This window comes from Thiomonas sp., from assembly GCF_034007205.1.
Lineage (GTDB): Bacteria > Pseudomonadota > Gammaproteobacteria > Burkholderiales > Burkholderiaceae_C > Thiomonas.
Genome location: NZ_JAVERI010000003.1, coordinates 71912 through 94270 on the forward strand (window position 1 = coordinate 71912; position 22359 = coordinate 94270).

Genomic DNA, 22359 nt, shown 5'->3' on the forward strand with positions numbered 1-22359 from the left:
CAATCGAATGGCGGCCGATACGCTTTGTTACCGGAACTTTCGACCGCCCGGCACGCTCTGTCCTACGACGAGAACAAGGGTGAGAGCCTGGGATTGATGACTTGGATCAAAGGCGACCTGACAAAAACGGTTGCTTGATCAGTGGAAAACTGCACCGCTTCCGGCGCAGCGAATGACGCATCTGGCCTGTGACTTGTCAATTTTGAGGTTTTTCGGTTTTGTTATATTGATTCGCTGATCTTTTCAAGCTTTTGCATCGGTCTTTGATTGTGTCCGACCCTCTTTTTGCGGCGTGCTGCCGGGCGGACTGATTCATCGAAGTCTGGCCTACCGATTTCCCATCGTTCGCTGCGCCCAGTTTCCCTCACCGTATGTCCGCCACCCCTTCGCCAGTTCCCAATACGTCTCTGAGCACTTCCGGCTGGGAACTGCAGCATGGCTCGCGTGTCTGGCGCGCCTTTGTCGAGCTGCTGTCGTCGATGCGCTTTGCCATTGCCCTGCTGGTGATCGTGGCCATCGCCAGCATCATCGGCACCGTGCTCACCCAGGGGCAGCCGTACAACAACTACATCAACCAGTTCGGGCCGTTCTGGGCGGAGGTGTTCCGCAAGTTCGATCTGTACAACGTCTATTCGTCCTGGTGGTTTCTGCTCATTCTGACCTTTCTGGTCGTCTCCACCAGCCTGTGCCTGATCCGCAATACGCCCAAGATCATCACCGATCTGAAGACCTACAAGGAAGGCATGCGCGAGCAGAGCATGCGCCATTTCCACGAGCGCGGCGAGACGGTTTTCACCGAGGGCCGCGCGGCCACGGTAGCGCATTTGACCGGCGTCATGCGCAGCCACGGCTACAAATTCAAGGTGCAGGAACGCCCGGCCGTGCAGGAGGGCGGGGCGGGCGCCACCATGATCGCGGCAAAGACCGGGGGCATCAATCGCATCGGCTATGTGCTGACGCACGCAGCGATTGTGCTGATCTGCGTGGGCGCGCTGTTCGACGGCGACATGATGATCAAGGCGCAGATGTGGCTGTTCGGCAAGGAGCCGCTCAAGGCCAATATGCTGGTGTCGCAGGTGCCCGAGATCAACAGGCTGTCGGTGCACAACCCGACCTACCGCGGCAATCTGCAGATTCCCGATGGCGGCACATCGAATATGGCCGTGCTGAGTCTGGGCGATGGCGTGCTGCTGCAGCCGCTGCCGTTCGAGATTCACCTGAAAAAATTCAATATCGACTTCTATTCCACCGGCATGCCGCGGCTGTATTCCAGCGATGTGGTCATCACCGACCCCAAGACGGGCAAGAGCATGCCGGCGAAGATCGAGGTCAACCACCCGCTCACTTTTGACGGCGTCACCATCTTCCAGTCAGGCTTCGCCGATGGCGGCTCCGAACTGTTCCTCAAGGCCTGGCCGATGCATGGCCCAAGCGACAAGACCTTCGACCTCACCGGCACCGTGGGTTCCGAAAGCCAGCTCAGCAACGGGGCGCAGAGTCTGCAGGTCGAGTTCACCGAACTGCGCGTGTTCAACGTGCAGGACATGAGTCCGGCGCAGACCACGGGTGTCAAGCCGAAGGAACAATCGTTGCTCTCGGGCTTCGATCAACATCTGGGCGCTCCCGTCGCGGCGCCGGGCGAGCGGCATCTGCAGAACATCGGCCCCGCCGTGATCTACAAGATTCGTGATGCCTCGGGTCAGGCGCATGAATATTTCAACTACATGCTGCCGGTCGAGCTCAACGGCGAAAAGGTATTCCTCGCCGGTGAACGCGGTTCGCTCGATGCGGGCTATAAATATCTGCGCATTCCGGCCGACGGCAACGATTCCATCGATGGCTGGATGCGTTTTCGCGCGGCCTTGTTCAACCCCAGGGATCGCCAGCAGGCCGCGGCCCAGTATGTCGCCGCCTCCTTGCCGCCCGATGCCACGGCCGAGCTGAAAAATCAGCTCCTGGTCACCGCCGCGCGCACGCTGGATATCTTTGCCGGTGAAATTCCCAACGATCCCAAGACCGGCAAGCCGGTGGTGCAGGCGCCCGGCGGCCTGCCCGCGCTGGCGCAGTATCTCGAAGCCGCCGTGCCGCAGGACAAGCTGCAGCAGGCCTCCGACGTGTTCGTGCGCATTCTGAACGGCACGCTGTGGCAGCTCTGGCAGGTCAGCCGAGAACAGCATGGCGAAAAGCCGGTGACACAAGATCCGGCGCATGAAAAATTCTTCGACTCGGCCGTGCTCGCGCTGTCCGACACCTTTTTCTATCCGTCGCCGCTGTATCTGCAGATGACCAACTACAAGCAGATTCAGGCCAGCATCTTCCAGGTCGCCCGTGCCCCTGGCAAGGTTGTGGTCTATACCGGTGCAGTCTTGCTCATTCTGGGCGTGTTTGCCATGCTTTACATCCGCGAACGCCGGGTGTGGTTTTTGGTGAAGGATCGCGCCGATGGCGGCAGCGACACGCTCATGGCCATGAGCACCAACCGTCGCACCCTGGAGTACAGGAAGGAATTTGAAACACTGCGCGCAGCCAGTCTGGGCGTAGCATCACCCGACCCGACGCACAATCCCGCGCCGGACAATGCCTCGACCTGAATAGGGACCCGCCATGGAACTTGCCAGCAAATCCCATAGCTTGCCGCTGAACTCGAAGAGTTCGGAACCTCCGCGCCAGAACGGCATCGGCGCCTACCTGCGCCGGCGTACCGTGTACGACTGGATTTTTCTGCTGCTCATCGTCGGCGGAGATGCCTTTGTGCTGAGCCAGTACGGGCAGAACATGAATTACTACGTCAAGCTCATTTTTCTCGGGGCGACGACGAGTCTGTTGTTCCTGGGCTGGGGATGGACGGCGCTGAAAAATCTGGCGATCGTGGTCGCCGGGCTGTCGCTCTTCGGCATCTGGCTGTATCAGGCGCCCGACGGGCACGCTGTGCTGGCCCGCAGTCAACAGGTGTTCTTCCTCAAATACTTCCTGGCCAGCCAGTCTGCCATTCTCTGGATGGCCTTCCTGCTTTTCCTGAGCACGGCGGCCTACTGGGTCGGCATGTTCACCGGCCCGGTGCAGAATACTGCGGGCGGCATGGCTTTGGCCACCGGCGGAGGTGCCATCGCAGGCGGCGGTGACGGCGTGGTGCGCGACGCCAGGGGCTGGCAGTCCAATTTCGCGCAGTACTTCGGTTCGCGGCTGGCCTGGGTCGGCGTCACCATGGCGCTGATCGGCACCATGATGCGCTGGTACGAGAGCTATCAGATCGGGCCGGACATCGGGCATATTCCGCTGAGCAATCTGTACGAAGTGTTCGTGCTGTTTTCCTGGCTGACGACCATTCTCTACCTGTATTTCGAACAAAAGTACAAGACCCGCAGCATGGGCGCTTTCGCCATGCTGGTCGTCAGTGCGGCAGTGGGCTTCCTGCTGTGGTACAGCATGGTGCAGAACGCCTACGAAATCCAGCCGCTGGTGCCCGCGCTGCAGAGCTGGTGGATGAAGCTGCACGTGCCGGCGAACTTCATCGGCTACGGCACCTTCGCCATCGCGGCCATGGTCGGTTTCGCCTACCTCATCAAGACCCATGCGAACGAGACTTCCTGGTGGAAGCTCACGCCGCTGTGGCTGATCGGCTTCGTCATGTTCTTCGAGCCGCTGGTGTTCCGCCAGGGCGGCATTTCCGAATACTGGGGCGTGTTCGCCGGGGTTTCGGCGCTGATCGTGGCCGGCATCCTGTACGGCCGCAAGCGCATTGCCTCGCATCTGCCCTCGCTCGAAGTGATGGACGATGTAATGTACAAGTCCATCGCCATCGGCTTCACCTTCTTCACCATCGCCACCATTCTGGGGGCGCTGTGGGCCGCCGAGGCCTGGGGCGGCTACTGGAGCTGGGACCCGAAGGAAACCTGGGCGCTGATCGTCTGGCTGAACTACGCCGCCTGGCTGCACATGCGTCTGATCAAGGGACTGCGCGGACAGGTGGCCGCGTGGTGGGCGCTGACCGGCCTGCTGGTCACGACCTTTGCCTTCCTCGGGGTCAATATGTTCCTCTCCGGCCTGCATTCCTACGGCAAGCTGTGAGCGCTCAACGCGGTTGAAAAAGGCCCTTCGGGGCCTTTTTTACGCGCCGAATGCCTTGTATCCATTCCCCTCTGTCCATGCGGGGATGGTCTTGCGCTGTAAGGTTTCGCCTGCTGCTGCGACTGACGCGGAAGCGATGGAATAACGTCGTCCGATTCGCCGTCCATGGACGGCATTGCGGCAAGCCGTGAAGGAGCAGCCATGACCAAGCGACAAGACCAGGGGTTCGAGCATCCGGTTTCTTCGGAGATCACGCCGCGGGAAATCTACAAGGACCGCCGCCACTTTGTTGCGGCCGCCGGCATCGGTGCGGCGGCAGGTGCGGTCGCGTTGACGGCGCGTCATGCTGCGCAGGCTACAACGACGGGCGGCGGCCGGCCGGCGCCGGGCAAGCTGGCGGCACTGGCCTCGCACAGGAACACTGCCCTGTCCACGACGCAAACGCCGACGCCGTACAAGGACATCATCACCTACAACAATTTCTACGAGTTCGGCACGGGCAAGAGCGATCCGTCGCAGAACGCCGGAAGTCTGAAGACCCGGCCGTGGACCGTGGTGGTGGAGGGCGAGGTGCACAAGCCGCGCACCTTCGGCATCGACGATCTGCTGGGGCTCGCGCCGATGGAAGAGCGCATCTACCGTCATCGTTGCGTCGAAGGCTGGGCCATGGTGGTGCCGTGGATCGGGTATTCGTTTTCGCATCTTCTCAAGGCGGTCGAGCCCACGGGCAATGCCAAATACGTCGAATACATCACCCTGCTCGACCCGGCCGAGATGCCGGGGCAGAACGATCCGATTTTGCAATGGCCGTATCTCGAAGGCTTGCGCCTGGACGAGGCCATGCACCCGCTCACCCTGCTCACCTTTGGGCTGTATGGGGAAGTGCTGCCCAATCAGGACGGCGCGCCGATGCGCATGGTCATACCCTGGAAATATGGCTTCAAGGGCGGCAAGTCCATCGTCAAAATCCGTCTGGTGGAAAGACAGCCCATCACGTCGTGGATGCGGGCCGTGCCGCAGTGGTACGGGTTCTATTCCAACGTGAACCCCGATGTCAGTCCGCAGAACTGGAGCCAGGCCAATGAACGCATGATCGGGCAGGGTGGAGCCTTCGGCGGCCTGTTCGCGCCGCGTGTACCCACGCAGTTGTTCAATGGCTATGGCGCGCAGGTGGCCAGTCTGTATCAGGGCATGAACCTGAAAAAATATTTCTGAAGGCCATGCAAGCCACGTTGTCGTTGCCTCTGCCGCGCCGGGTTCTGCGCAGCCGGGCGGTCAAGCCGCTGCTGTTCGTACTGTGTCTGCTGCCCTTTGCCAACCTGTTCTGGCACGGCTGGACCAACGATCTGGGGCCCAACCCGGAGCAGACCGTGATCTGGACCACGGGTTTGTGGGCGTTGCGATTGTTGCTGCTCACCCTGGCCGTCACGCCGCTGCGCAAGCTCACCGGCTGGGCCGAACTGGCGCGCTTTCGGCGGATGTTCGGACTGTTCGTGTTTTTCTATGCGCTGCTGCACTTCACCGCATGGCTGGGCCTGGTGAACGGTTTCAGTGTCGACACGGCCTTGCGCGATGTGGTCAAGCATCCCTTCGTGCTCGCCGGAATGACCGCCTTGCTGCTGATGACCCCGCTGGCGCTGACCTCGACCCATGGCATGATCCGGCGACTGGGCGCGCGCCGCTGGCAGGCGCTGCACCGACTGATTTACCTCATCGGCGTGGTGGCGGTATTGCACTTCTGGTGGGGCAAGCTGGCGAAGAACAACACCGCCAGTCCCACGGTCTATGCCCTCATCCTCGCTGCGCTGCTGGGGATGCGGCTGTGGTGGGCCTGGCGGGTGACGCAGGCTCGTCGCGCTCAACTGCACGGTACAAGAGCCATCGACGATCAGAGCAAAAATCCGGCCGACAATCCGGCCGGAAATCAGGGCAAGAGCCGCTCGCTGGCGTAGAGCTGTTCGGCCGTTTCGCGCGGGCGTATCAGGGTGGCGGTATCGCCATCGACCATGACTTCAGCGGGGCGCCCGCGGCTGTTGTAGTTGGACGCCATCACCATGCCGTAGGCACCGCTCGACAGGATGGCAAGCAGATCGCCTTCCTCCAGCACCAGCGCGCGACCGCGTGCCAGCCAGTCGGCCGATTCGCACACCGGGCCGACGATGTCGTACTTCAGCGCGTTGCCCGCCCGGCTTTCGGCGGGGACGACGACCTGCTCGGCAGAATAGAGCGCGGGACGGATCAGATCGTTCATGCCCGCGTCTACCACGGCGAAGTGTTTCGCCGGGGTCGATTTGAGATAGAGCGTGCGCGTGAGCAGCACGCCCGCATTGCCCACGATGGAACGGCCGGGCTCGATCACCACCTGACGATGGCCGAAGCCGCGCGCGCAGATGCGCGCCAGCAGTGGGGCGAGCCACTGCTGCGGCGTGGGCGGGGTTTCGTCGGTATAACGTATGCCCAGACCGCCGCCCAGGTCGATGTGCTCGATTTTCGCGCCCTTGCGCTCCATCTGCTCGACTAGATCGAGCACTTTGTCCAGCGCGTCCAGATAGGGCAGGGCGCTCGTGATCTGCGAGCCGATGTGACACGCGATGCCGATCAGTTGCACCTGATCGAGATGCGCGGTCTGCAGCGCGAGTTGCGCCGCCTGATCTGGCGAAACGCCGAATTTATTGGTTTTCAGTCCGGTGGAAATATAGGGGTGCGTGCCGGCGTCGACATCCGGGTTGACGCGCAGCGCCACCCGCGCGATCTTGCCCGCGGCCTGAGCCACCCGGTTGAGCGCGGCCAGTTCACCGGGCGACTCGACGTTGAAGCATTCGACACCGGCGTCCAGCGCCAGTCGCATCTCGTCGGCAGTTTTGCCCACGCCGGAAAACACCACCTTGCCCGCATCGCCCCCCGCAGCCAGTACCCGCTTCAATTCGCCGCCCGAAACGATGTCAAAGCCCCAGCCCAGGCGCGCGAGCAGTTGCAGCACCGCCAGATTGGAATTCGCCTTCACGGCGTAGCGCAAGGCGACGCGCACCGGGCTGGCCCGCGCCGCTTCGCTGTAGCTGCGCGCCGCCGCCTCGATCGCGGCGCGCGAGTAAACATAGGTCGGCGTGCCGAATTCATCCGCCAGGTCCGAAGCGGTGACGTGCTCGATTTTCAAGGTTGACCCGACATGGGCGACATGAGGATGGCCGGGCAGGCAGGGAACGGTGAGGTTTTTCATCGGAAATCGATACGACGGTGAGAGATTCAGCGCGTTGCCGCAGAGGCCGCCTGCGCCGGGGCGGGCGCGGGCAGGTACAGGGGGCCGGTCTGACCGCAGCCCCCCAGCAAAACAAGCACACCCAGCGCGGCCATCAGACGCAGTGAGGCGCGCAGGTGGCGGGGTCGATTAAGCTGTGCATTCATCAAAAATCAGTGTATCAGCCGCCCCATGCCCGACATGCCTGAAACGCCCGAACCGCTCGACGACACCCGTTACCTGCAGATTGCCGAACAGGCCCTGGCCGCCATCGAAGCGGCCGCCGACGCCGTCGACCTCGACTCCAAGCGCGACGGCTCCGTGCTGCGGCTGGAACTCGACAGCGGCGATCAGGTCATCGTCAACCTGCAGCAACCCACGCATCAGATCTGGCTGGCCTCGCGCGCCGGGGCGCACCACTATGTGTGGAGCGGCAGCCACTGGTGCGATACCCGCAGCGGCGAAACGCTGGGCGCGGCGCTGCATCGCGTCATGCAAACGCTGGATGCGCCGCCGCTGCACTTGCCTACGCTCTAGCAAAGCTCCTCCCCCGCTCGCGGGGGAGGTAGGGAGGGGGAGGCAGTAAGTAGGGAGAGGGAGTTGATCAGCGTTTGCCTAAGCCCATCGGCGGTCAGTTGCCCCTGAACAGATCGAGGATGGAATCGCGCTCTTGCGGCGTGACCGCGGGCGCTGGCGGGGCGGCGTCCAATCCGAGGCTGGATACCCCGGCGCCATTGGCAAAATTGCTGAACACCGGCTCGCCGTTTTCCACCACGATGCCCGGTGGCTGTGCATAGCTGGCAACCGGCACACCCTGCAGCGCGGTCTGCATATAGCGTATCCAGATCGGCAGCGCGAGGGCGCCGCCGGTTTCCCTGTTGCCCAGCTTTTTCGGCGTGTCATAGCCCACCCAGGCCACGCCCACCAGACTGGGCTGGAAGCCGCAGAACCAGGCATCGAGAAAATCGTTGGTCGTGCCCGTCTTGCCGTAAAGATCGGAACGCCCCAGCGTCGCCTGCGCCCGCGCCGCGGTGCCCGAGCGCGTGACCTCCTGCAGCAGGCTGTCCATCACATAGGCGTTGCGCGGTGAAATGACGCGCAGCTTTTCGTCGCCCGCCTGCTGCGGTCGATCCTCAAACAGCACCTGTCCCTGGGAGTCGGTGATCTTGCTGACCAGATAGGGTTTGAGCAGATAGCCGCCATTGGCAAACACGCTGTAGGCGCGGGCCATCTGCAGCGGCGTGACCGTGCCCGCACCCAGCGCGAGCGTGAGGTAGGGCGGCTGGCGGCTGGGGTCGAAACCGAAGCGGGCGCTCCAGGTCTGCGCGAACTTCGGGCCGATGTGGTCGAGCACGCGAATGGCCACCATATTCTTCGACCGCGCCACGGCGCGCCGCAGGCTCATCGGCCCCTCGTACTTGCCGTCGTAGTTTTTAGGCTCCCACGATTCCCCGCCGGTCTGCGCGGCGGAGAAAAACAGCGGCGCGTCATTCACCACGGTCAGCGGGGTGATGCCTTTTTCCAGCGCGGCCGAATAGATGAAGGGCTTGAAGCTCGATCCCGGTTGCCGCCACGCCTGCGTGACGTGGTTGAACTTGTTGCGCGCAAAGTCCAGACCGCCCACCATCGCCACGATGGCGCCGTTGTTCGGATTCATCGACACGAAGGCCGACTGCACCTGCGGCAGTTGGGTGATGACCCATTGATCGGGCCGGTCCTGCGCCAGCCAGACCACGGCGCCAGCGCGCAGCTTGAACGCGGGCTGCGCCTTGGCCGACAGCCCGAGCGCGCGCACCTGCCGCAGGCCGGCGCCGGAGACCGTCACGATCTGCCCGGCCTCGGTCATCACTTTCACCTCGGTGGGGTTGGCGCCGAGCACCACGCTGCACACCATGCCATCGGCCGCAATGCGGTCGGCGCAGGCCTGCTCGACCGCGCCGGGCATCGCGTCCACCGCATGCGGCAGATCGATGAAGGCATCGGGCCCTCGGTACGGCTGGCGCAATTCGTAAGCCAGCACGCCGCTCTGCACGGCGCGCCAGGCCGCCAGTTGATCTCGCACGCGGATGGTGGTGTAAACGTTGAGTCCCCGCGTGTAGGCCGCGTCGTGATAGTGACCGAACACCATCTGCCGCACCGTTTCCGTGATGTAGCCCGCATGCACAGGGTCTTCCCCGCGCGCCGAGCGCAGTTCAAGCGGCTCGTCGCGCGCCTGCTGCGCCTGCGCCGGGGTGATCCAGCGCAGTTGCTGCAGTCGTGCGATCACATGCAACTGGCGTTGCCGCGCGCGCTGTGGGTTGCTGATGGGGTTGTACGCCGAAGGCGCCTTGGGCAGACCCGCGAGCATGGCCATCTGCGCCAGCGAGAGCTCGCCCAGCGGCTTGCCGAAGTAAGCCTGCGCGGCCGCGGCAAAACCGTAGGCCTTGCGGCCCAGATAAATCTGATTCATGTAGAGCTGCAGAATCTGATCCTTGCTCATCTGCTGCTCGATTTTCAGCGCCAGCAGCACCTCGAACAGCTTGCGGGTGAAGGTCTTTTCGCGCGAGAGATAAAAATTGCGCGCCACCTGCATGGTGATGGTCGAAGCGCCCTGACTGCGGGAGTGCTCCAGATTGGCCAGCAGCGCGCGCGCCACTCCGGGCCAGTCAATGCCGCCGTGCTGATAGAAGCGGTCGTCTTCGGTGGCCAGCACGGCCTTTTTCATCAGATCGGGAATCTGTCCGATGGGCGTGAACACCCGGCGCTCCTCGCCGAACTCGCCGAGCAACACCTTGTCCGCCGAATACACCCGCAGCGGCAACTGCGGCTGGTAGTCCTGCAATTCAGAGATGTCGGGCAGCCGCGGCCAACTCAGCGCCAGCACCAGACCCACGATCAGCGCGGCGGCGATCAGCAGCCCGACGACGACGGACACCAGGCCGATGAGGGCGCGCAGCCACCAGGAAGAGCGTGCGCGCGGGCGCGGCGTCGGAGGAGGTGGGGCGGCAGAGGAGGAAGTCATCGAGACGGACGGATGCGAGGTTCCGCAGGATACGGGCGCGGTTTGGGCGCCGGAGGAACGAGAGCCGCCGCGCGGACCAGGAGCATGCGTTCGGCAGGTGAGGAAACAGAATTTTGTTGCAAATTATAAAAATCGGCGCTGCCGTGACGTAACAAATCACAAAGCGGGGTCGAGACACCAGTCGTGGGAGTTTTGCAACGCTTTTCGAGCATGCAGAGGTTTATACCGTAGTGCATCAAGGACTTGTTGTTAGGATCGAAGGAAAAATCTGAGTTCGTAGCGCAAACATGCCGTTGGGTGGATGGATCCGCACCAACGGGGCAGGAGCAATTTTCGGTTCGACCCACTTTGGGTTCGACCCTCCTTGGGTTCAACCGACAGGCCTGCCCATGACTTTGCGCACCGTATTGCAAATCCATCGGGGGGTCTTCAGTGGCCATATTCGGCAGTCTGTTTCGCAAGCGCCATGCGCCGATGATCGGGCTGGACATCAGCAGTTCCAGCGTCAAGCTCGTCGAGCTCGACATGGATGAGCGCGGCCAGTACACCTTGCTGCGCGCCGCCATGGAGCCTTTGGAGAAGGGTTCCGTGGTCGATGGCAATATCGAAAAGCTCGACGACGTGGTCGAAACCGTACGCAAGGTCGTGCGCAAGAGCGGCACCAAGGCCAAGCAGGTCGCCATGGCGCTGCCGCCGTCGGCCGTCATCACCAAGAAGATCGTCCTTCCCGGCGAGTTGCGCGAGGAAGAAATCGAAGTTCAGGTCGAAAGCGAGGCCAATCAGTACATTCCTTTCGCCATCGACGAGGTGGCGCTCGATTTCTGCGTCCTCGGCCCCAGCGCCACGTCGCCCGGAGACCAGGAAGTGCTGATCGCCGCCTCACGGCGCGAAAAGGTGGATGATCGCCGCGGCGTCGCCGAAGCCGCCGGACTCAAGCCCGTCGTGATGGATATCGAAGCCTTCGCCTCGCGCCTGGCCGCGCAGCGCCTGATCGAGCGCTTGCCGCGCGCTGGGCTCGATCTGCTCGTCGCCCTGTTCGAGGTGGGCGCCACGACCACCAGCCTGCAGATTCTGCGCAACGGCGAAACCCTCTACGACCGCGATCAGGCCTTCGGCGGCGCGCAGCTCACGCAGATGATCGCCCGCACCTATGGGTTTTCGCTCGAAGAAGCCGAGACCAAGAAACGCGCCGCCGATCTGCCCGACGACTATCCCACGCAGGTGCTGGCGCCGTATATGGACAGTCTCACGCAGGAAATCGCGCGGGCGCTGCAGTTCTTCTACCGCGCCACGCCGTTCGGCCGGGTCGACTACATCCTGCTGGCCGGCGGCTCGTCCGCGCTGCCGGGCCTGGCGGAAAAGATCACCGCCACGGCGCAAGTGGCCTGCATGGTCATCAATCCGTTCGAAGGCATGGCGGTGGCCGAATCCGTGCGCGAGAAAAAGCTGCGCAGTCAGGCGCCTTCCTATCTGACCAGCTGCGGCCTGGCGATGCGGCGTTTCCTGCAATGACGCAGCAACGGGATCTGTCATGAATATCGTGTTGATCAATCTGCTGCCCCACCGCGAAGCCAAGCGCAAGAAGCGGCGCGAAGCCTTTTACGCGGGCGTGGCGGCTTCGATTCTTGCGGGTGGACTGGTGCTGGCGCTGGGCTACACCGTGCTGGGTGAAATGATCACCCAGCAGCAAAGCCGCAACGACTTCCTGAAAGCCGAAAACGCCAAACTCGACAGCCAGATCAAGGACATCGCCTCGCTCAAGTCTGAAATCGAAGCGCTGCGGGCCCGCCAGGACGCAGTCGAAGGTCTGCAGGCCGACCGCAACCTGCCGGTGCACCTGTTCGACGACCTGACCCAGGATACGCCCGCCGGGGTTCAGCTCACGCAGATCCGCCAGGATGGGGCCACCGTGCTGATTCAGGGGGTCGCGCTCAGTCAGGAGCGTGTGGCCGATTTTCTGCGCAATCTCAGCAACCCCGACGGCTGGCTCGAAAAGCCCGAACTGATCGAGATTCGTTCGCAGATCGCGCCCGCTCAAGCCGGCAATGCCGCCCGGGTCGTGGCGCAGTTCCAGTTGCGCGCCACGCTCAAGCGGCCCACGCCGGCGGGTGCGGCTTCAGGCGCTGCGGCGGCCGACTCCAAACATTCGTGAGGCGACACCGATGGCGACCTCCAAACTCTCGAAAATCGACCTGAACGAGAAGTTTCAGGACATCGCGGCGCAGTTTCGCGGCCTCAATCCCAACGATCCCGGCGCCTGGCCGGCGTGGCCGCGCAACACCGTCTATGTCGCGGCCTTCGCGCTGACCCTGGGGCTGGGCTGGTACCTCTGGCTGTCGGGCACGCGCGACGCGCTCACCTCGGCCCAGCAGCAGGAAGTGACGCTGCGCGACGAGTACAGGCACAAGCTCGAACAGGCCGTCAGCCTCGACCTGCTCAAGGCGCAGAAGGCGCAGGTGCAGCAGTATGTCGCCCTGCTCGAAAAGCAATTGCCGAGCAAGGCCGAGATGGACGCCCTGCTGTCCGACATCAACCAGGCGGGCATAGGCCGCGGTCTGCAATTCCAGTTGTTCAAGCCGGGCCAGGTCGACGTGAAGCCCTATTACGCCGAACTGCCGATTTCGATCAAGCTCGATGGCAGCTATACCGATCTGGCCGGTTTTGCCACCGACATCGCCAAGCTCTCGCGCATCGTGACGCTCAACAACATCAGCCTGACGGCCCGTACCGGCAAGACCGGCGCCCCGATGGTGATGGAGGCCACGGCCAAGACCTTCCGCTATCTGGACGCCGATGAAATCGCCGCCCAGTCCAAGCAGAACAAAAAACCGGGAGGGAGGAAATGAGCTCGCCCCGAAACTCAGAAAAGCTCCTCCCCCGCTGGCGGGGGAGGTTGGGAGGGGGAGATTCCCCAACCCAACCCTCTCCACCAGTGGTGAGGCAGCTTCGCTCGGATGCCCTCAGGCCGCGCGCGAGCCTGATCGCCGCTGCCGCGCTCTCGGCGGTCTTGCTGTCCGCCTGCGGTCAGCAGCATCAAGACCTGCGCGCGTGGATGGCGCAGCAGCGTGCCGGCATGCACCCGCGCATCAAACCCATCGAGCCGCCCAAGCCTTTCATTCCCGCAGCTTACAACCCTGCGCTGGGCACCGATCCGTTCTCCGTCGCCAAGCTCGAAGTGGGCGCCAGGCAGGAAGTGCAGCAGCTCAATCCCCTGCTGCAGGCCGAGCTGGCCCGGCCCAAGCAGCCGCTCGAAGCCTACTCGCTCGACCAGATCCAGATGGTCGGCAGCATCAAGATCAACGGCCAGCGTTACGCCCTGCTCAAGGCGGGCAATCTGCTGTACCGGGCGCATGTCGGCGAATACGCCGGCCAGCACTTCGGAAAAATCATCAAGATCACCGATAGCGAAGTCGATTTGAGGGAACTGGTGCAAGACGCCACGGGCGATTGGGTCGAGCACGCGGCCACCCTTCAATTGCAGGAGAACACACAATGAATAAGCCTTTGAAACGGCCTTTCACACAGTATCTGGGGGCGGTGTTATGGACCGTTGCGTTTGTTTTGGGGGTTGGGGTCGCGCCGGCGCAAGCCGCCAACAATGCGATCCAGAATGTCACCGCCAGCCGCCAGGGCACGCAAACCGTGCTGCAGGTCAACCTGGCCGCGCCGCTGGCTGCGCCGCCGCGCGGTTTCGTCATCGACCAGCCCGCCCGCATCGTGCTCGACTTTCCCGGGGTCGATTCGGTGCTCGATACCCAGACGGTCAGCTTCGAGCAGGGCAATCTGCGCTCGGTCAACGTGGTGCAGGCGCAGGGCCGCACCCGCATGGTGCTCAACCTGCGGCAGTCCGCCACCTACAAAACCCAGTTGGACGGCAACCGCCTGCTCGTGCTGCTCAATACTCCGCATGAACCATCCGCCGCGGTTTCCGCGGCCACTGGAGCGCCCCAGGCGCAGACGGTGCACTTTGCCGACAACCTCAACACCCATCAGGTCGCGCTGCGCGCCATCAACTTCAAGCGCGGGGTCGACGGCGCGGGCCGCGTGATCGTCAGCCTGCCCAACAATCAGGTGGGCGTCGACATTCACCAGCAAGGCCAGAACATCGTCGTCGACTTCCTCAAGACCTCGCTGCCGCCCGACCTGCGCCGCCGTCTCGACGTCACCGACTTCGCCACCCCGGTCACCTCCGTCACCACCTTCCAGATGGGCGACATGGTGCGCATGGTCATCCAGCCCAACGGCGATTATGAACAGAGCGCGTATCAGGCGGACGACCAGTTCGTCATCGAACTGCGCCGCACCCAGCCCAACCCGAACGCGCTCGTGCCCGGCAACGGCCCCGGCTATCACGGCGAGAAACTCTCGCTCAACTTCCAGAACATCGACGTGCGCTCGCTGCTGCAGGTGTTCGCCGACTTCACGCATCTGAACGTCGTGGTCAGCGACTCGGTCACCGGCAACCTGACGCTGCGGCTCAAAGACGTGCCGTGGGATCAGGCGCTGCACATCATCCTGCGCGCCAAGGGCCTGGGCGAGCGCAAGGAAGGCAATGTGCTGTGGATCGCCCCGCGCGACGAAATTCTCGCCCGTGAAAAAGCCGACCTTGAAGCGAAAAAGTCGCTCCAGGCACTTGAACCCGTGCGCTCGGAGACCTTCCAGCTCAACTACGTGAAGGCCGCCACCGTGGTGGCCATGCTCACCGGCGCCGCCGGCGGCGCACAGGCGAGCCCCGCAGCGGCGCCCAGCCCGGTCCTCCTGCCCGGGCTGGCGTCCACTGCGGCCCCGACCACGCGCATCCTGTCGCCGCGCGGCACCGTGCTGGCCGATCCGCGCACCAATCAGCTTTTCGTCACCGACATTCCCTCCAAGCTGGAGGAAGTGGCCAAGCTCATCGCCAAGATCGACAAGCCGGTGCGCCAGGTCATGATCGAAGCGCGCATCGTCGAAGCCAGCGACCAGTTCGGACGGAGTCTGGGGGTGAAGCTGGGCTACTACGATGCGCGCGGCATCCAAGGCGGGGTGCCGGGTTACGGCACTGGCAACAATCGCGTCACCTTTACCGGTAACTATCTTGGAGTTGGGGAGCAGACCAACCAAGCGGCGATCACTTCGGGGTCGTTCATCCCCGATACGCAGTTCGTCAATCTCCCCGCTTTCGGTCTTGCCAACAGCCTGCTCGCCGGTGCCACACCGAGTTCGATCGGCATCAGCCTGTTCAACGCTGCGGCCAACCGTTTCATCAATCTCGAACTTTCCGCGATGGAGGCCGACGGCAAGGGCAAGATCATTTCCTCGCCGCGGGTGATCACGGCCGACCTGGGCAAGGCGACGATCGAGCAGGGTACCGAGATCCCCTACCAGCAGGCGACTTCGAGCGGCGCCACTGCAGTCACCTTCAAAAAGGCCGTGCTCAGTCTGGATGTCACGCCGCAAATCACGCCGGACGGCAATGTGATCATGAACGTCGAAATCCACAAGGACAGTCCGGGTGCGTCGACGAACGGGGTGCCATCCATCAACACCAATACCGTCACCACGCAGGTCCAGGTGGAAAACGGTGGCACCGTGGTGCTGGGGGGGATTTACACCTCGCAGGAGCAGAATCAGACCGACAAGGTGCCGCTGCTGGGCGATATTCCGGTATTGGGCAATCTGTTCAAGAACAACAGCAGGATGTACAACAAAAACGAACTTCTGGTTTTTCTGACGCCGAAAATCGTCACCAACGTGGATTTGGGCCAATAATTGGGGCAGTATAGGGGTTATAAATGAGGTTTGATCAGAGCGACTATTGGGCAAAAAGGTTTGCAGCTTGCACTGGCGTTATAGCCATGACGGCTACGCTGGTTGGCTGCGGAGGAGGTAGTGCATCTGTGTCTCTGCCTCCAAAGTCAGTTGCCAATCAGGTGCCTGTTACCGTGGAGATGTTTAACCCTCAGAATCCTTTTCCTAATAGGCCCTATGTGACTGTGACAGTTTGCAATGATCAGAATGATTGCCAAGTCATTGACCATGTGTTGCTGGATACAGGATCAACCGGTCTTCGCCTCATGCCGGGCATATTGAACATTGCCTTGCCTTCTCAGAAAGATGCAAATGGCAATCCGATTGGAGAATGTATGCAATACGGTGCGGGATATTTCTGGGGCGCTCAGCGGATAGCTACAGTGAAAATGGCGGGTGAAGTGGCGGCCAATATTCCAATTACTGTTGCTGGCGCCACTGATATTCCAAGCGCTGCTCCTCAAGGCTGTGCACAATTGATGCCGAACGCCATCTCGGGATTGGCTGAATTCAAAGGTATCTTAGGCATAGGGCCACAAAAAACAGATTGCGGATCAAGCTGCGAACAGGATACGAAACAGCAAATGTATTTTTCATGTACAGGAGATTCTGCAGGAGCCTGCGTGTCTATTTTGATGCCGGTTTCGCAGCAAACCCCAAATCCGATAGCAAGTTTTTCATCCGATAACAATGGATCGGTCTTGGTTTTTCCTGGCGTAAATGCTCCACAAGATAAATCTATTGGAAGTCTTATATTCGGCATCGGAACACAGAATAATAACCAAATAAACGGGTTGCAGATTTATCGATCAAGCGTGCCGAATCAGGATTTTCCCATGCTTGCAGCAAGCGTGAATGGCGCCGCAAGCTTTGCTTTTTTAGACACGGGTACGAATGCCTACAGTCTAGCGCAAACTGGAACCGTGACGATTCCTGGGCGAATTCCTTACTTGCAAGCGATATCGGGCGTGACAGTTTGTGGCGAGGCAGGTGGTCCGTACTGCCCACCTCAACCTGTGTCTTTACAGATTCGGTTGAACGGAGCCAATGGCAATCCGACAAGCTGGCAGACGATCAATCTTGCCGATCCAACCCCGGCTTTCCAACAAAATTTTGCGGTCATTCCGGCTTTGGGATTTCAGAGTAGTATTTCTCCTGGTATGACTATTCTGGGATTGCCGTTTTATTTTGGTCGTACTGTGGCAACAGCAATAGACGGGGCGCAAACGTCTTATGGGTTGGGGCCATTTTGGGCCTTTTAAGCAAGAATGTATCTATTTTGACGGTTACGAATTAATTTTCAGGCTATGACAGAGAATTTGTGAAGGGGATGGCATGAAGGTTTTTCCTAAATTGGTTTTATCCGCTTTTGTCGGAATGAGTGTGGCTGGCGTTCTCAGCGCGTGCGGAGGCGGCGGAACCGGCACGGCCGGCACACCTTTGCTGGGTTCAAAAAATACCAATACGGCAACATTGCAGTGGTTGGCGCAAGGCCAACTCAATCCGTCACTGGTACCCATGAACGTGCCTGTCACAGTCGTGTACAAGCTGCTGGATCCTTATCAACACCCAATGCCGGGCAAGGTCGTTACCTTTTACACGAATCCATCATCATCGGTGCAGTGTTTTACTCAGACGACCCCGCCAACCTATAACCCGAGTTGTTCGGCAGTTACAGATTCCAACGGGATGGCACAGGTCATTTTACAAGCAGCACCACTGAATGCGCAGGGTACTATTTACCCAAGCGTTAGTTTTTCCGTGCAAGTTATTACTTCTCAAGTGCCTACTACCGTGAGCCCCTCTGCCAGTACGCCATTCAATTTTGCGAGCGCTGTTCAATATTCACAGCAGACGACCCTGATTAGTGATCCGATCGGCTGGTCATTCATTCCTTTGCAATGAATGACTCATTATTTTGAAATCCAGAGGTAAAGAAAATGAAACATTCGATGGCCAATCTGGTACTGGCAAGCATGGGAACTGCTTTATTGGCTAGTTGCGGTGGAGGTAGCGGCACGCCTACTACTACTTACAACCAGGCGATACCGCAGCCTAGTTTGCCTGGTACAGTCGTACAAGTTCTTCAAAATTCAGCCACAACAGGCCTGACTGCCATACCTGTAAACTCCGATGGAAGTTATGATATTGATGACACGACGCCTGTAATCATTACTGCACAAACCACGCAGGGGCTTGGTCAGTCGCTGTTATGGGGATTTTCTGCAATCGATGGCTCAGGATTGAGTTACTCAGCACTCTCTAGTGGCGGATTTAAAGTTGCGGGTTCTACGGACCCTTTATTGCAGCAAGTTGGGTTTTCTGGCTTGGCAGCAGTTCCTCCAGCGATTTCAAATCCTACTGGATCGACTCCCTTGCAGTTCAGCTCGCTCATAGCGCCAGGTGGTAGTTTGATCCTGGGACTGAGTCAAGATTTGAATTTGGCGTCTGGGCCTTTTCAACAAAATGTTGTATTTCGTGTTTTGAGCGCTTATGCGGGAAATTGGAAGGTTGATTATGGATCAGGCGGCGCCAGTTCTTCCTATTCGGGGACTTGTACTGTCAATGTCAGCGATTCTGGTGTCGTCTCGGGAAGTTGCGACGATAAAATCCTTGGCAACTATGACGTTACTGGTCGCGATTATGGTTCAGGCAATGCCTTGGGTGTTCAGTTTCAAGGCAAAAATGGCATTGTGAATTTCTTCCTTGGCACCTCGCCTGTTACTCTCAATCAGTTGCAAGGCAAGACAAATATGTTTGTGACGTACTCGTCGTCGAGCAGTTCGACAGCCGGCTCGGGCACGACCAGTGGAACGACCACAACGCAGGAAATGACGAGCGTCTTTGCTCAGGATCCAGTCGCCTGCGATCTAATTCCAGGAGCGACCTTCGTACAGATAGCCAATCCGCAAACCTGTGCCTCGTCGAATCAGATTTTGTTCAGCAATAGCGCTACGGGGACTACAACTGGTTCGACTTCGACAAGTGGTAGCGCGTCGAACGGATCGCCTCTCCCCGTCACCTGGACAGCGACCAAGATGTCCTGAGTCGGCGTGACCGGAATCTTCCTCATCGGACTCATGGGCGCTGGAAAAACCACCGTCGGCCGCACGCTCGCGCAGCGGCTCGGACTGCGGTTCATCGACAGCGACCAGGAGATCGAACGCGAGCAGGGCTGCACGATTGCGGAGCTTTTCGCCCGGCTGGGTGAGGCGGGGTTTCGTGACATCGAGGCGCGTGCCATCGATGCGCTGACTCAGCGCGAGGGCGTCATTCTTGCGACCGGCGGCGGGGCGGTGCTGCGGCCGGAAAACCGCAAGGCGCTGCACGAGCGCGGCACGGTGGTCTATCTGCGCGCCAGCCCGGACGATCTGGCGCACCGATTGCGCCATGACCGCACCCGGCCCTTGTTGCAGCAGGGTGACGCCCGGGCCAAGCTGCACGAGTTGTTCAGGGTGCGCGATCCGCTGTACCGCGAGACGGCACATTTCGTCATCGACACCGGCAGGCCGTCGGCTGTGCTGCTGGCCAACAGGGTGCAGATGCAGCTCGAACTCGCCGGGGTGTTGCCTGCTGCGGGGGGGCAGGGTTGAACCCGGAGGGTTCCGGAGGGCGCGGGATGATGGCGCGGTGCTGACGGCTCCCCCTCCCAACCTCCCCCGGCAAGCGGGGGAGGAGCAAACGGCGCTGCGCAAGACGAAGGATGCCCCTTCCGGCCTTCCGAACCAGTCAGCAAAAAGCGCAGATCGACCCCCTCTCCCTCCGGGAGAGGGTTGGGGTGAGGGCGCGCGCGCCAAGGCGGAAAAAGCAAAGCCAACGGCTTGGCTCGACCCCGCCGCAACCGGGCTGGCCTGCAAGCCAGCCCTTGGACGGGGTTGGGATGGGGCCTGCGCCGCTGTTTCACCTGTTGCTCAGCCGCGTCTGTCAACGCTGCTCGACGCGGCTTTCTACAATCCAACCATTGCCCGCAACAGGACGCCCCCATGACCACCGTTCGTATCGCGCTCGACACCCGCGCGTATGACATTCGCATTGCCGCCGGTTTGCTCGATGCGCCCGATACCTTCGCTGCGGTGGCCGCGCCCAGGGGCACGGCGCTCGTCGTGACCAACACCACGGTGGCTCCGCTGTACGCGGCCCGGCTGGAGCGCAGCCTGCAGCCGCATTTCGCGCGGGTGCTGCGCTGCACCCTGCCCGACGGCGAGGCGTACAAGAACTGGGAGACGCTCGACCAGATCTTCACCGATCTGCTGCGCCACCAGTGCGACCGCAAGACCACGTTGTTCGCACTGGGCGGCGGGGTGATCGGCGACATGACGGGCTTTGCCGCCGCCAGTTATATGCGCGGCGTGCCCTTCGTGCAGGTGCCGACCACGCTGCTGGCGCAGGTGGATTCTTCGGTGGGTGGCAAGACGGCGATCAATCATCCGCTGGGCAAGAACATGATCGGCGCGTTTTACCAGCCCCGGCTGGTGGTGGCCGATCTGTCCACCCTGCACACGCTGCCGCCGCGCGAGCTGTCCGCGGGGCTGGCCGAGGTCATCAAGCACGCCGCGATTGCCGATGTGGATTTTCTCGATTGGCTGCAAACGCATATCGAGGCGCTGCTGGCAAGGGACGACGCGGCGATGGCCGAGGCCGTGGCGCGTTGCTGCCGGATCAAGGCGCATGTCGTGGCGCAGGACGAAACCGAGACCGGGCTGCGCGCCATACTCAATTTCGGCCACACCTTCGGCCACGCCGTCGAGGCCGGCATGGGCTATGGCAACTGGCTGCACGGCGAAGCGGTGGGCGCGGGCATGGTGCTGGCGGCTGATCTCTCGGTGCGGCTGGGGCTGCTCGCGCGCGCAGACGCCGAGCGCCTGGCGCGGCTGATCGCCCGCGCGGGCCTGCCGGTGAAAGCCCCCGATCTGGGCGCGGCGCGCTGGGCCGAGCTGATGCAGGTGGACAAAAAAGCCGAAGGCGGCGAAGTGCGCTTCGTGCTGTTGCACGGCCTGGGGCGTCCCGTGCTGCGCGCCGCGCCCATGAGCGAAGCGCAGGCCAGCATCGCCGCGCATGTGCAAGCGGCGCAGGCAGCGGCATGACCGCGGCGGTCCAGTCGCGTTCTCTGGCACCTTATGCCTGCAGCGACGCCACCTCGCGCGGGCGCGAGCATGCGGAGCCGCCGCCGACGGACCGCACCTGCTATCAGCGCGACCGCGACCGCATCATCCACAGCTCGGCCTTCCGGCGGCTGGAATACAAGACGCAGGTGTTTCTCAACCATGAGGGTGACCTGTTCCGCACCCGCCTGACGCACAGCCTGGAAGTCGCGCAGATCGCCCGCTCGGTCGCCCGCACCCTGCGGCTGAATGAAGACCTCACCGAAGCGCTGGCGCTGGCGCACGATCTGGGGCACACCCCCTTCGGCCACGCCGGACAGGATGCGCTCGGGGCCTGCATGCGCAAGTACGCGCCGCAGGGCGGCGGTTTCGAGCACAACCTGCAGTCGCTGCGCGTGGTCACCACGCTGGAAGAACGCTACGCCGCCTTCGACGGCCTGAACCTCTGCTTCGAGACGCGCGAGGGCGTGCTCAAGCATTGTTCGCGGCGCAATGCCGAGAGACTGGGCGAGGTCGGCCTGCGCTTTCTGCACGGCGGCCAGCCCAGCCTGGAAGCGCAGATCACCAATCTGGCCGATGCCATCGCCTACGACAATCACGACATCGACGATGGCCTGCGCGCGGGTTTGATCGATCTGGAGGAGTTGCAGACCGTGCCCTTCTTCGCCGGGCATCTCGACGCGGTGCAGCGCGCCTACCCGACGGTGCGCGGGCGCAGGCTCGTCGCCGAAACCACGCGCCGCATGATCTCGGCGCTGATCGCCGATCTGGCCGCAGAAACCGCGCGGCGCCTCCGCGAGGCGGGCGTCGATACGCCCGATGCGGTGCGCGCCGCTCCACCGCTGGCGGCCTTCAGCGCCCCGGTGCAGGAGCAGTTGCAGCAGCTCCAGCAGCTTTTGCTGCATCGGCTCTATCGTCATCCCGAGGTGTTGCGCAACACCACCAAGGCGCAGCGCCTGCTCACCGAACTGTTCGAGGCCTATCACGCCGATACGCGGCTGCTGCCGCGCGCCTACCAACGCGAAGACAGCGCGCGCCAGCCGCGCGCCATCGCCGACTATCTCGCCGGCATGACCGACCGCTACGCCATCCGCGAGCACCAGCGCCTGTTTTCCATGCGCGACTGGCCGGTGTATTGACGGCCCCCGATTGATTCGGCGAACAGG

General features: G+C 61.9%; 19 protein-coding genes. 16 read left to right on the plus strand and 3 right to left on the minus strand.

Annotated features, from left to right (window positions below):
• Positions 1 to 371 precede the first annotated feature (371 nt).
• The 4 genes from RBR52_RS03365 (at position 372) to RBR52_RS03380 (ending at position 6020) form a co-directional block, all read left to right on the plus strand.
• Positions 372 to 2591 carry a cytochrome c biogenesis protein ResB gene (locus tag RBR52_RS03365; RefSeq protein ID WP_320375775.1) on the plus strand — a complete coding sequence of 740 codons (2220 nt, stop codon included), beginning with the start codon at positions 372 to 374 and terminating at the stop codon, positions 2589 to 2591.
• Positions 2592 to 2604: 13 nt separating this feature from the next.
• A complete protein-coding gene (gene ccsB, locus RBR52_RS03370; protein ID WP_320375776.1) occupies positions 2605 to 4068 on the plus strand; it encodes a c-type cytochrome biogenesis protein CcsB in 1464 nt (487 codons plus the stop codon).
• A 201-nt stretch (positions 4069 to 4269) separates the two neighbouring features.
• Positions 4270 to 5283 carry a protein-methionine-sulfoxide reductase catalytic subunit MsrP gene (msrP, locus tag RBR52_RS03375; protein WP_320375777.1) on the plus strand — a complete coding sequence of 338 codons (1014 nt, stop codon included), beginning with the start codon at positions 4270 to 4272 and terminating at the stop codon, positions 5281 to 5283.
• A 5-nt stretch (positions 5284 to 5288) separates the two neighbouring features.
• A complete protein-coding gene (locus RBR52_RS03380) occupies positions 5289 to 6020 on the plus strand; it encodes a protein-methionine-sulfoxide reductase heme-binding subunit MsrQ (protein WP_320375778.1) in 732 nt (243 codons plus the stop codon).
• Here RBR52_RS03380 and lysA read toward each other — a convergent pair.
• Together lysA and lptM are read right to left on the minus strand one after the other, a co-directional pair.
• Positions 5993 to 7285, minus strand: a complete 1293-nt coding sequence (gene lysA, locus RBR52_RS03385) for a diaminopimelate decarboxylase (RefSeq protein ID WP_320375779.1) — start codon at positions 7283 to 7285, stop codon at positions 5993 to 5995. The two genes, RBR52_RS03380 and lysA, sit on opposite strands and share 28 nt — an antisense overlap.
• A 26-nt stretch (positions 7286 to 7311) precedes the next feature.
• The gene (gene lptM, locus RBR52_RS03390) at positions 7312 to 7470 is read right to left on the minus strand and encodes an LPS translocon maturation chaperone LptM (RefSeq protein ID WP_320375780.1); all 159 of its coding nucleotides are present in this window, start codon (positions 7468 to 7470) and stop codon (positions 7312 to 7314) included.
• Between the two features lie 25 nt (positions 7471 to 7495).
• On the opposite strand from lptM, the gene cyaY reads away from it, so the two are divergent.
• Positions 7496 to 7840, plus strand: coding sequence for an iron donor protein CyaY (gene cyaY / locus RBR52_RS03395; RefSeq protein WP_320375781.1), 345 nt, complete (start codon positions 7496 to 7498; stop codon positions 7838 to 7840).
• 94 nt (positions 7841 to 7934) lie between these two features.
• On the opposite strand, the gene RBR52_RS03400 is transcribed toward cyaY, so the two are convergent.
• Entirely contained in the window at positions 7935 to 10304 is a 2370-nt protein-coding gene (locus RBR52_RS03400; protein ID WP_320375782.1) for a PBP1A family penicillin-binding protein, read from the minus strand.
• Positions 10305 to 10736: 432 nt separating this feature from the next.
• Between RBR52_RS03400 and RBR52_RS03405 the strand changes: the two genes are divergently transcribed.
• The 11 genes from RBR52_RS03405 to RBR52_RS03455 all read left to right on the plus strand — a co-directional run bounded on the left by RBR52_RS03405 (position 10737) and on the right by RBR52_RS03455 (position 22332).
• Positions 10737 to 11816, plus strand: a complete 1080-nt coding sequence (locus RBR52_RS03405; RefSeq protein WP_320375783.1) for a pilus assembly protein PilM — start codon at positions 10737 to 10739, stop codon at positions 11814 to 11816.
• 19 nt (positions 11817 to 11835) lie between these two features.
• Positions 11836 to 12456, plus strand: coding sequence for a PilN domain-containing protein (locus RBR52_RS03410; protein ID WP_320375784.1), 621 nt, complete (start codon positions 11836 to 11838; stop codon positions 12454 to 12456).
• 10 nt (positions 12457 to 12466) lie between these two features.
• Complete coding sequence (locus RBR52_RS03415; RefSeq protein ID WP_320375785.1) at positions 12467 to 13150, plus strand: type 4a pilus biogenesis protein PilO; 684 nt, start codon at positions 12467 to 12469, stop codon at positions 13148 to 13150.
• 89 nt (positions 13151 to 13239) lie between these two features.
• Complete coding sequence (locus RBR52_RS03420) at positions 13240 to 13800, plus strand: pilus assembly protein PilP (RefSeq protein WP_320375786.1); 561 nt, start codon at positions 13240 to 13242, stop codon at positions 13798 to 13800.
• On the plus strand, positions 13797 to 16052 hold the full coding sequence (gene pilQ, locus RBR52_RS03425) for a type IV pilus secretin PilQ (RefSeq protein WP_320375787.1): 2256 nt from the start codon (positions 13797 to 13799) through the stop codon (positions 16050 to 16052). The genes RBR52_RS03420 and pilQ overlap by 4 nt, the downstream gene beginning before the upstream one ends.
• Before the next feature lie 86 nt (positions 16053 to 16138).
• Complete coding sequence (locus RBR52_RS03430; RefSeq protein ID WP_320375788.1) at positions 16139 to 17353, plus strand: DUF3443 family protein; 1215 nt, start codon at positions 16139 to 16141, stop codon at positions 17351 to 17353.
• 73 nt (positions 17354 to 17426) lie between these two features.
• Entirely contained in the window at positions 17427 to 17996 is a 570-nt protein-coding gene (locus RBR52_RS03435) for a hypothetical protein (protein WP_320375789.1), read from the plus strand.
• Between the two features lie 35 nt (positions 17997 to 18031).
• A complete protein-coding gene (locus tag RBR52_RS03440; protein ID WP_320375790.1) occupies positions 18032 to 19138 on the plus strand; it encodes a hypothetical protein in 1107 nt (368 codons plus the stop codon).
• A gap of 6 nt (positions 19139 to 19144) precedes the next feature.
• The gene (locus RBR52_RS03445; RefSeq protein ID WP_320375791.1) at positions 19145 to 19684 is read left to right on the plus strand and encodes a shikimate kinase; all 540 of its coding nucleotides are present in this window, start codon (positions 19145 to 19147) and stop codon (positions 19682 to 19684) included.
• Positions 19685 to 20074: 390 nt separating this feature from the next.
• Positions 20075 to 21175 carry a 3-dehydroquinate synthase gene (aroB, locus tag RBR52_RS03450; protein WP_320375792.1) on the plus strand — a complete coding sequence of 367 codons (1101 nt, stop codon included), beginning with the start codon at positions 20075 to 20077 and terminating at the stop codon, positions 21173 to 21175.
• The gene (locus RBR52_RS03455) at positions 21172 to 22332 is read left to right on the plus strand and encodes a deoxyguanosinetriphosphate triphosphohydrolase (protein WP_320375793.1); all 1161 of its coding nucleotides are present in this window, start codon (positions 21172 to 21174) and stop codon (positions 22330 to 22332) included. Before aroB ends, RBR52_RS03455 begins: the two co-directional genes overlap by 4 nt.
• The last annotated feature ends 27 nt before the right edge of the window (positions 22333 to 22359 follow it).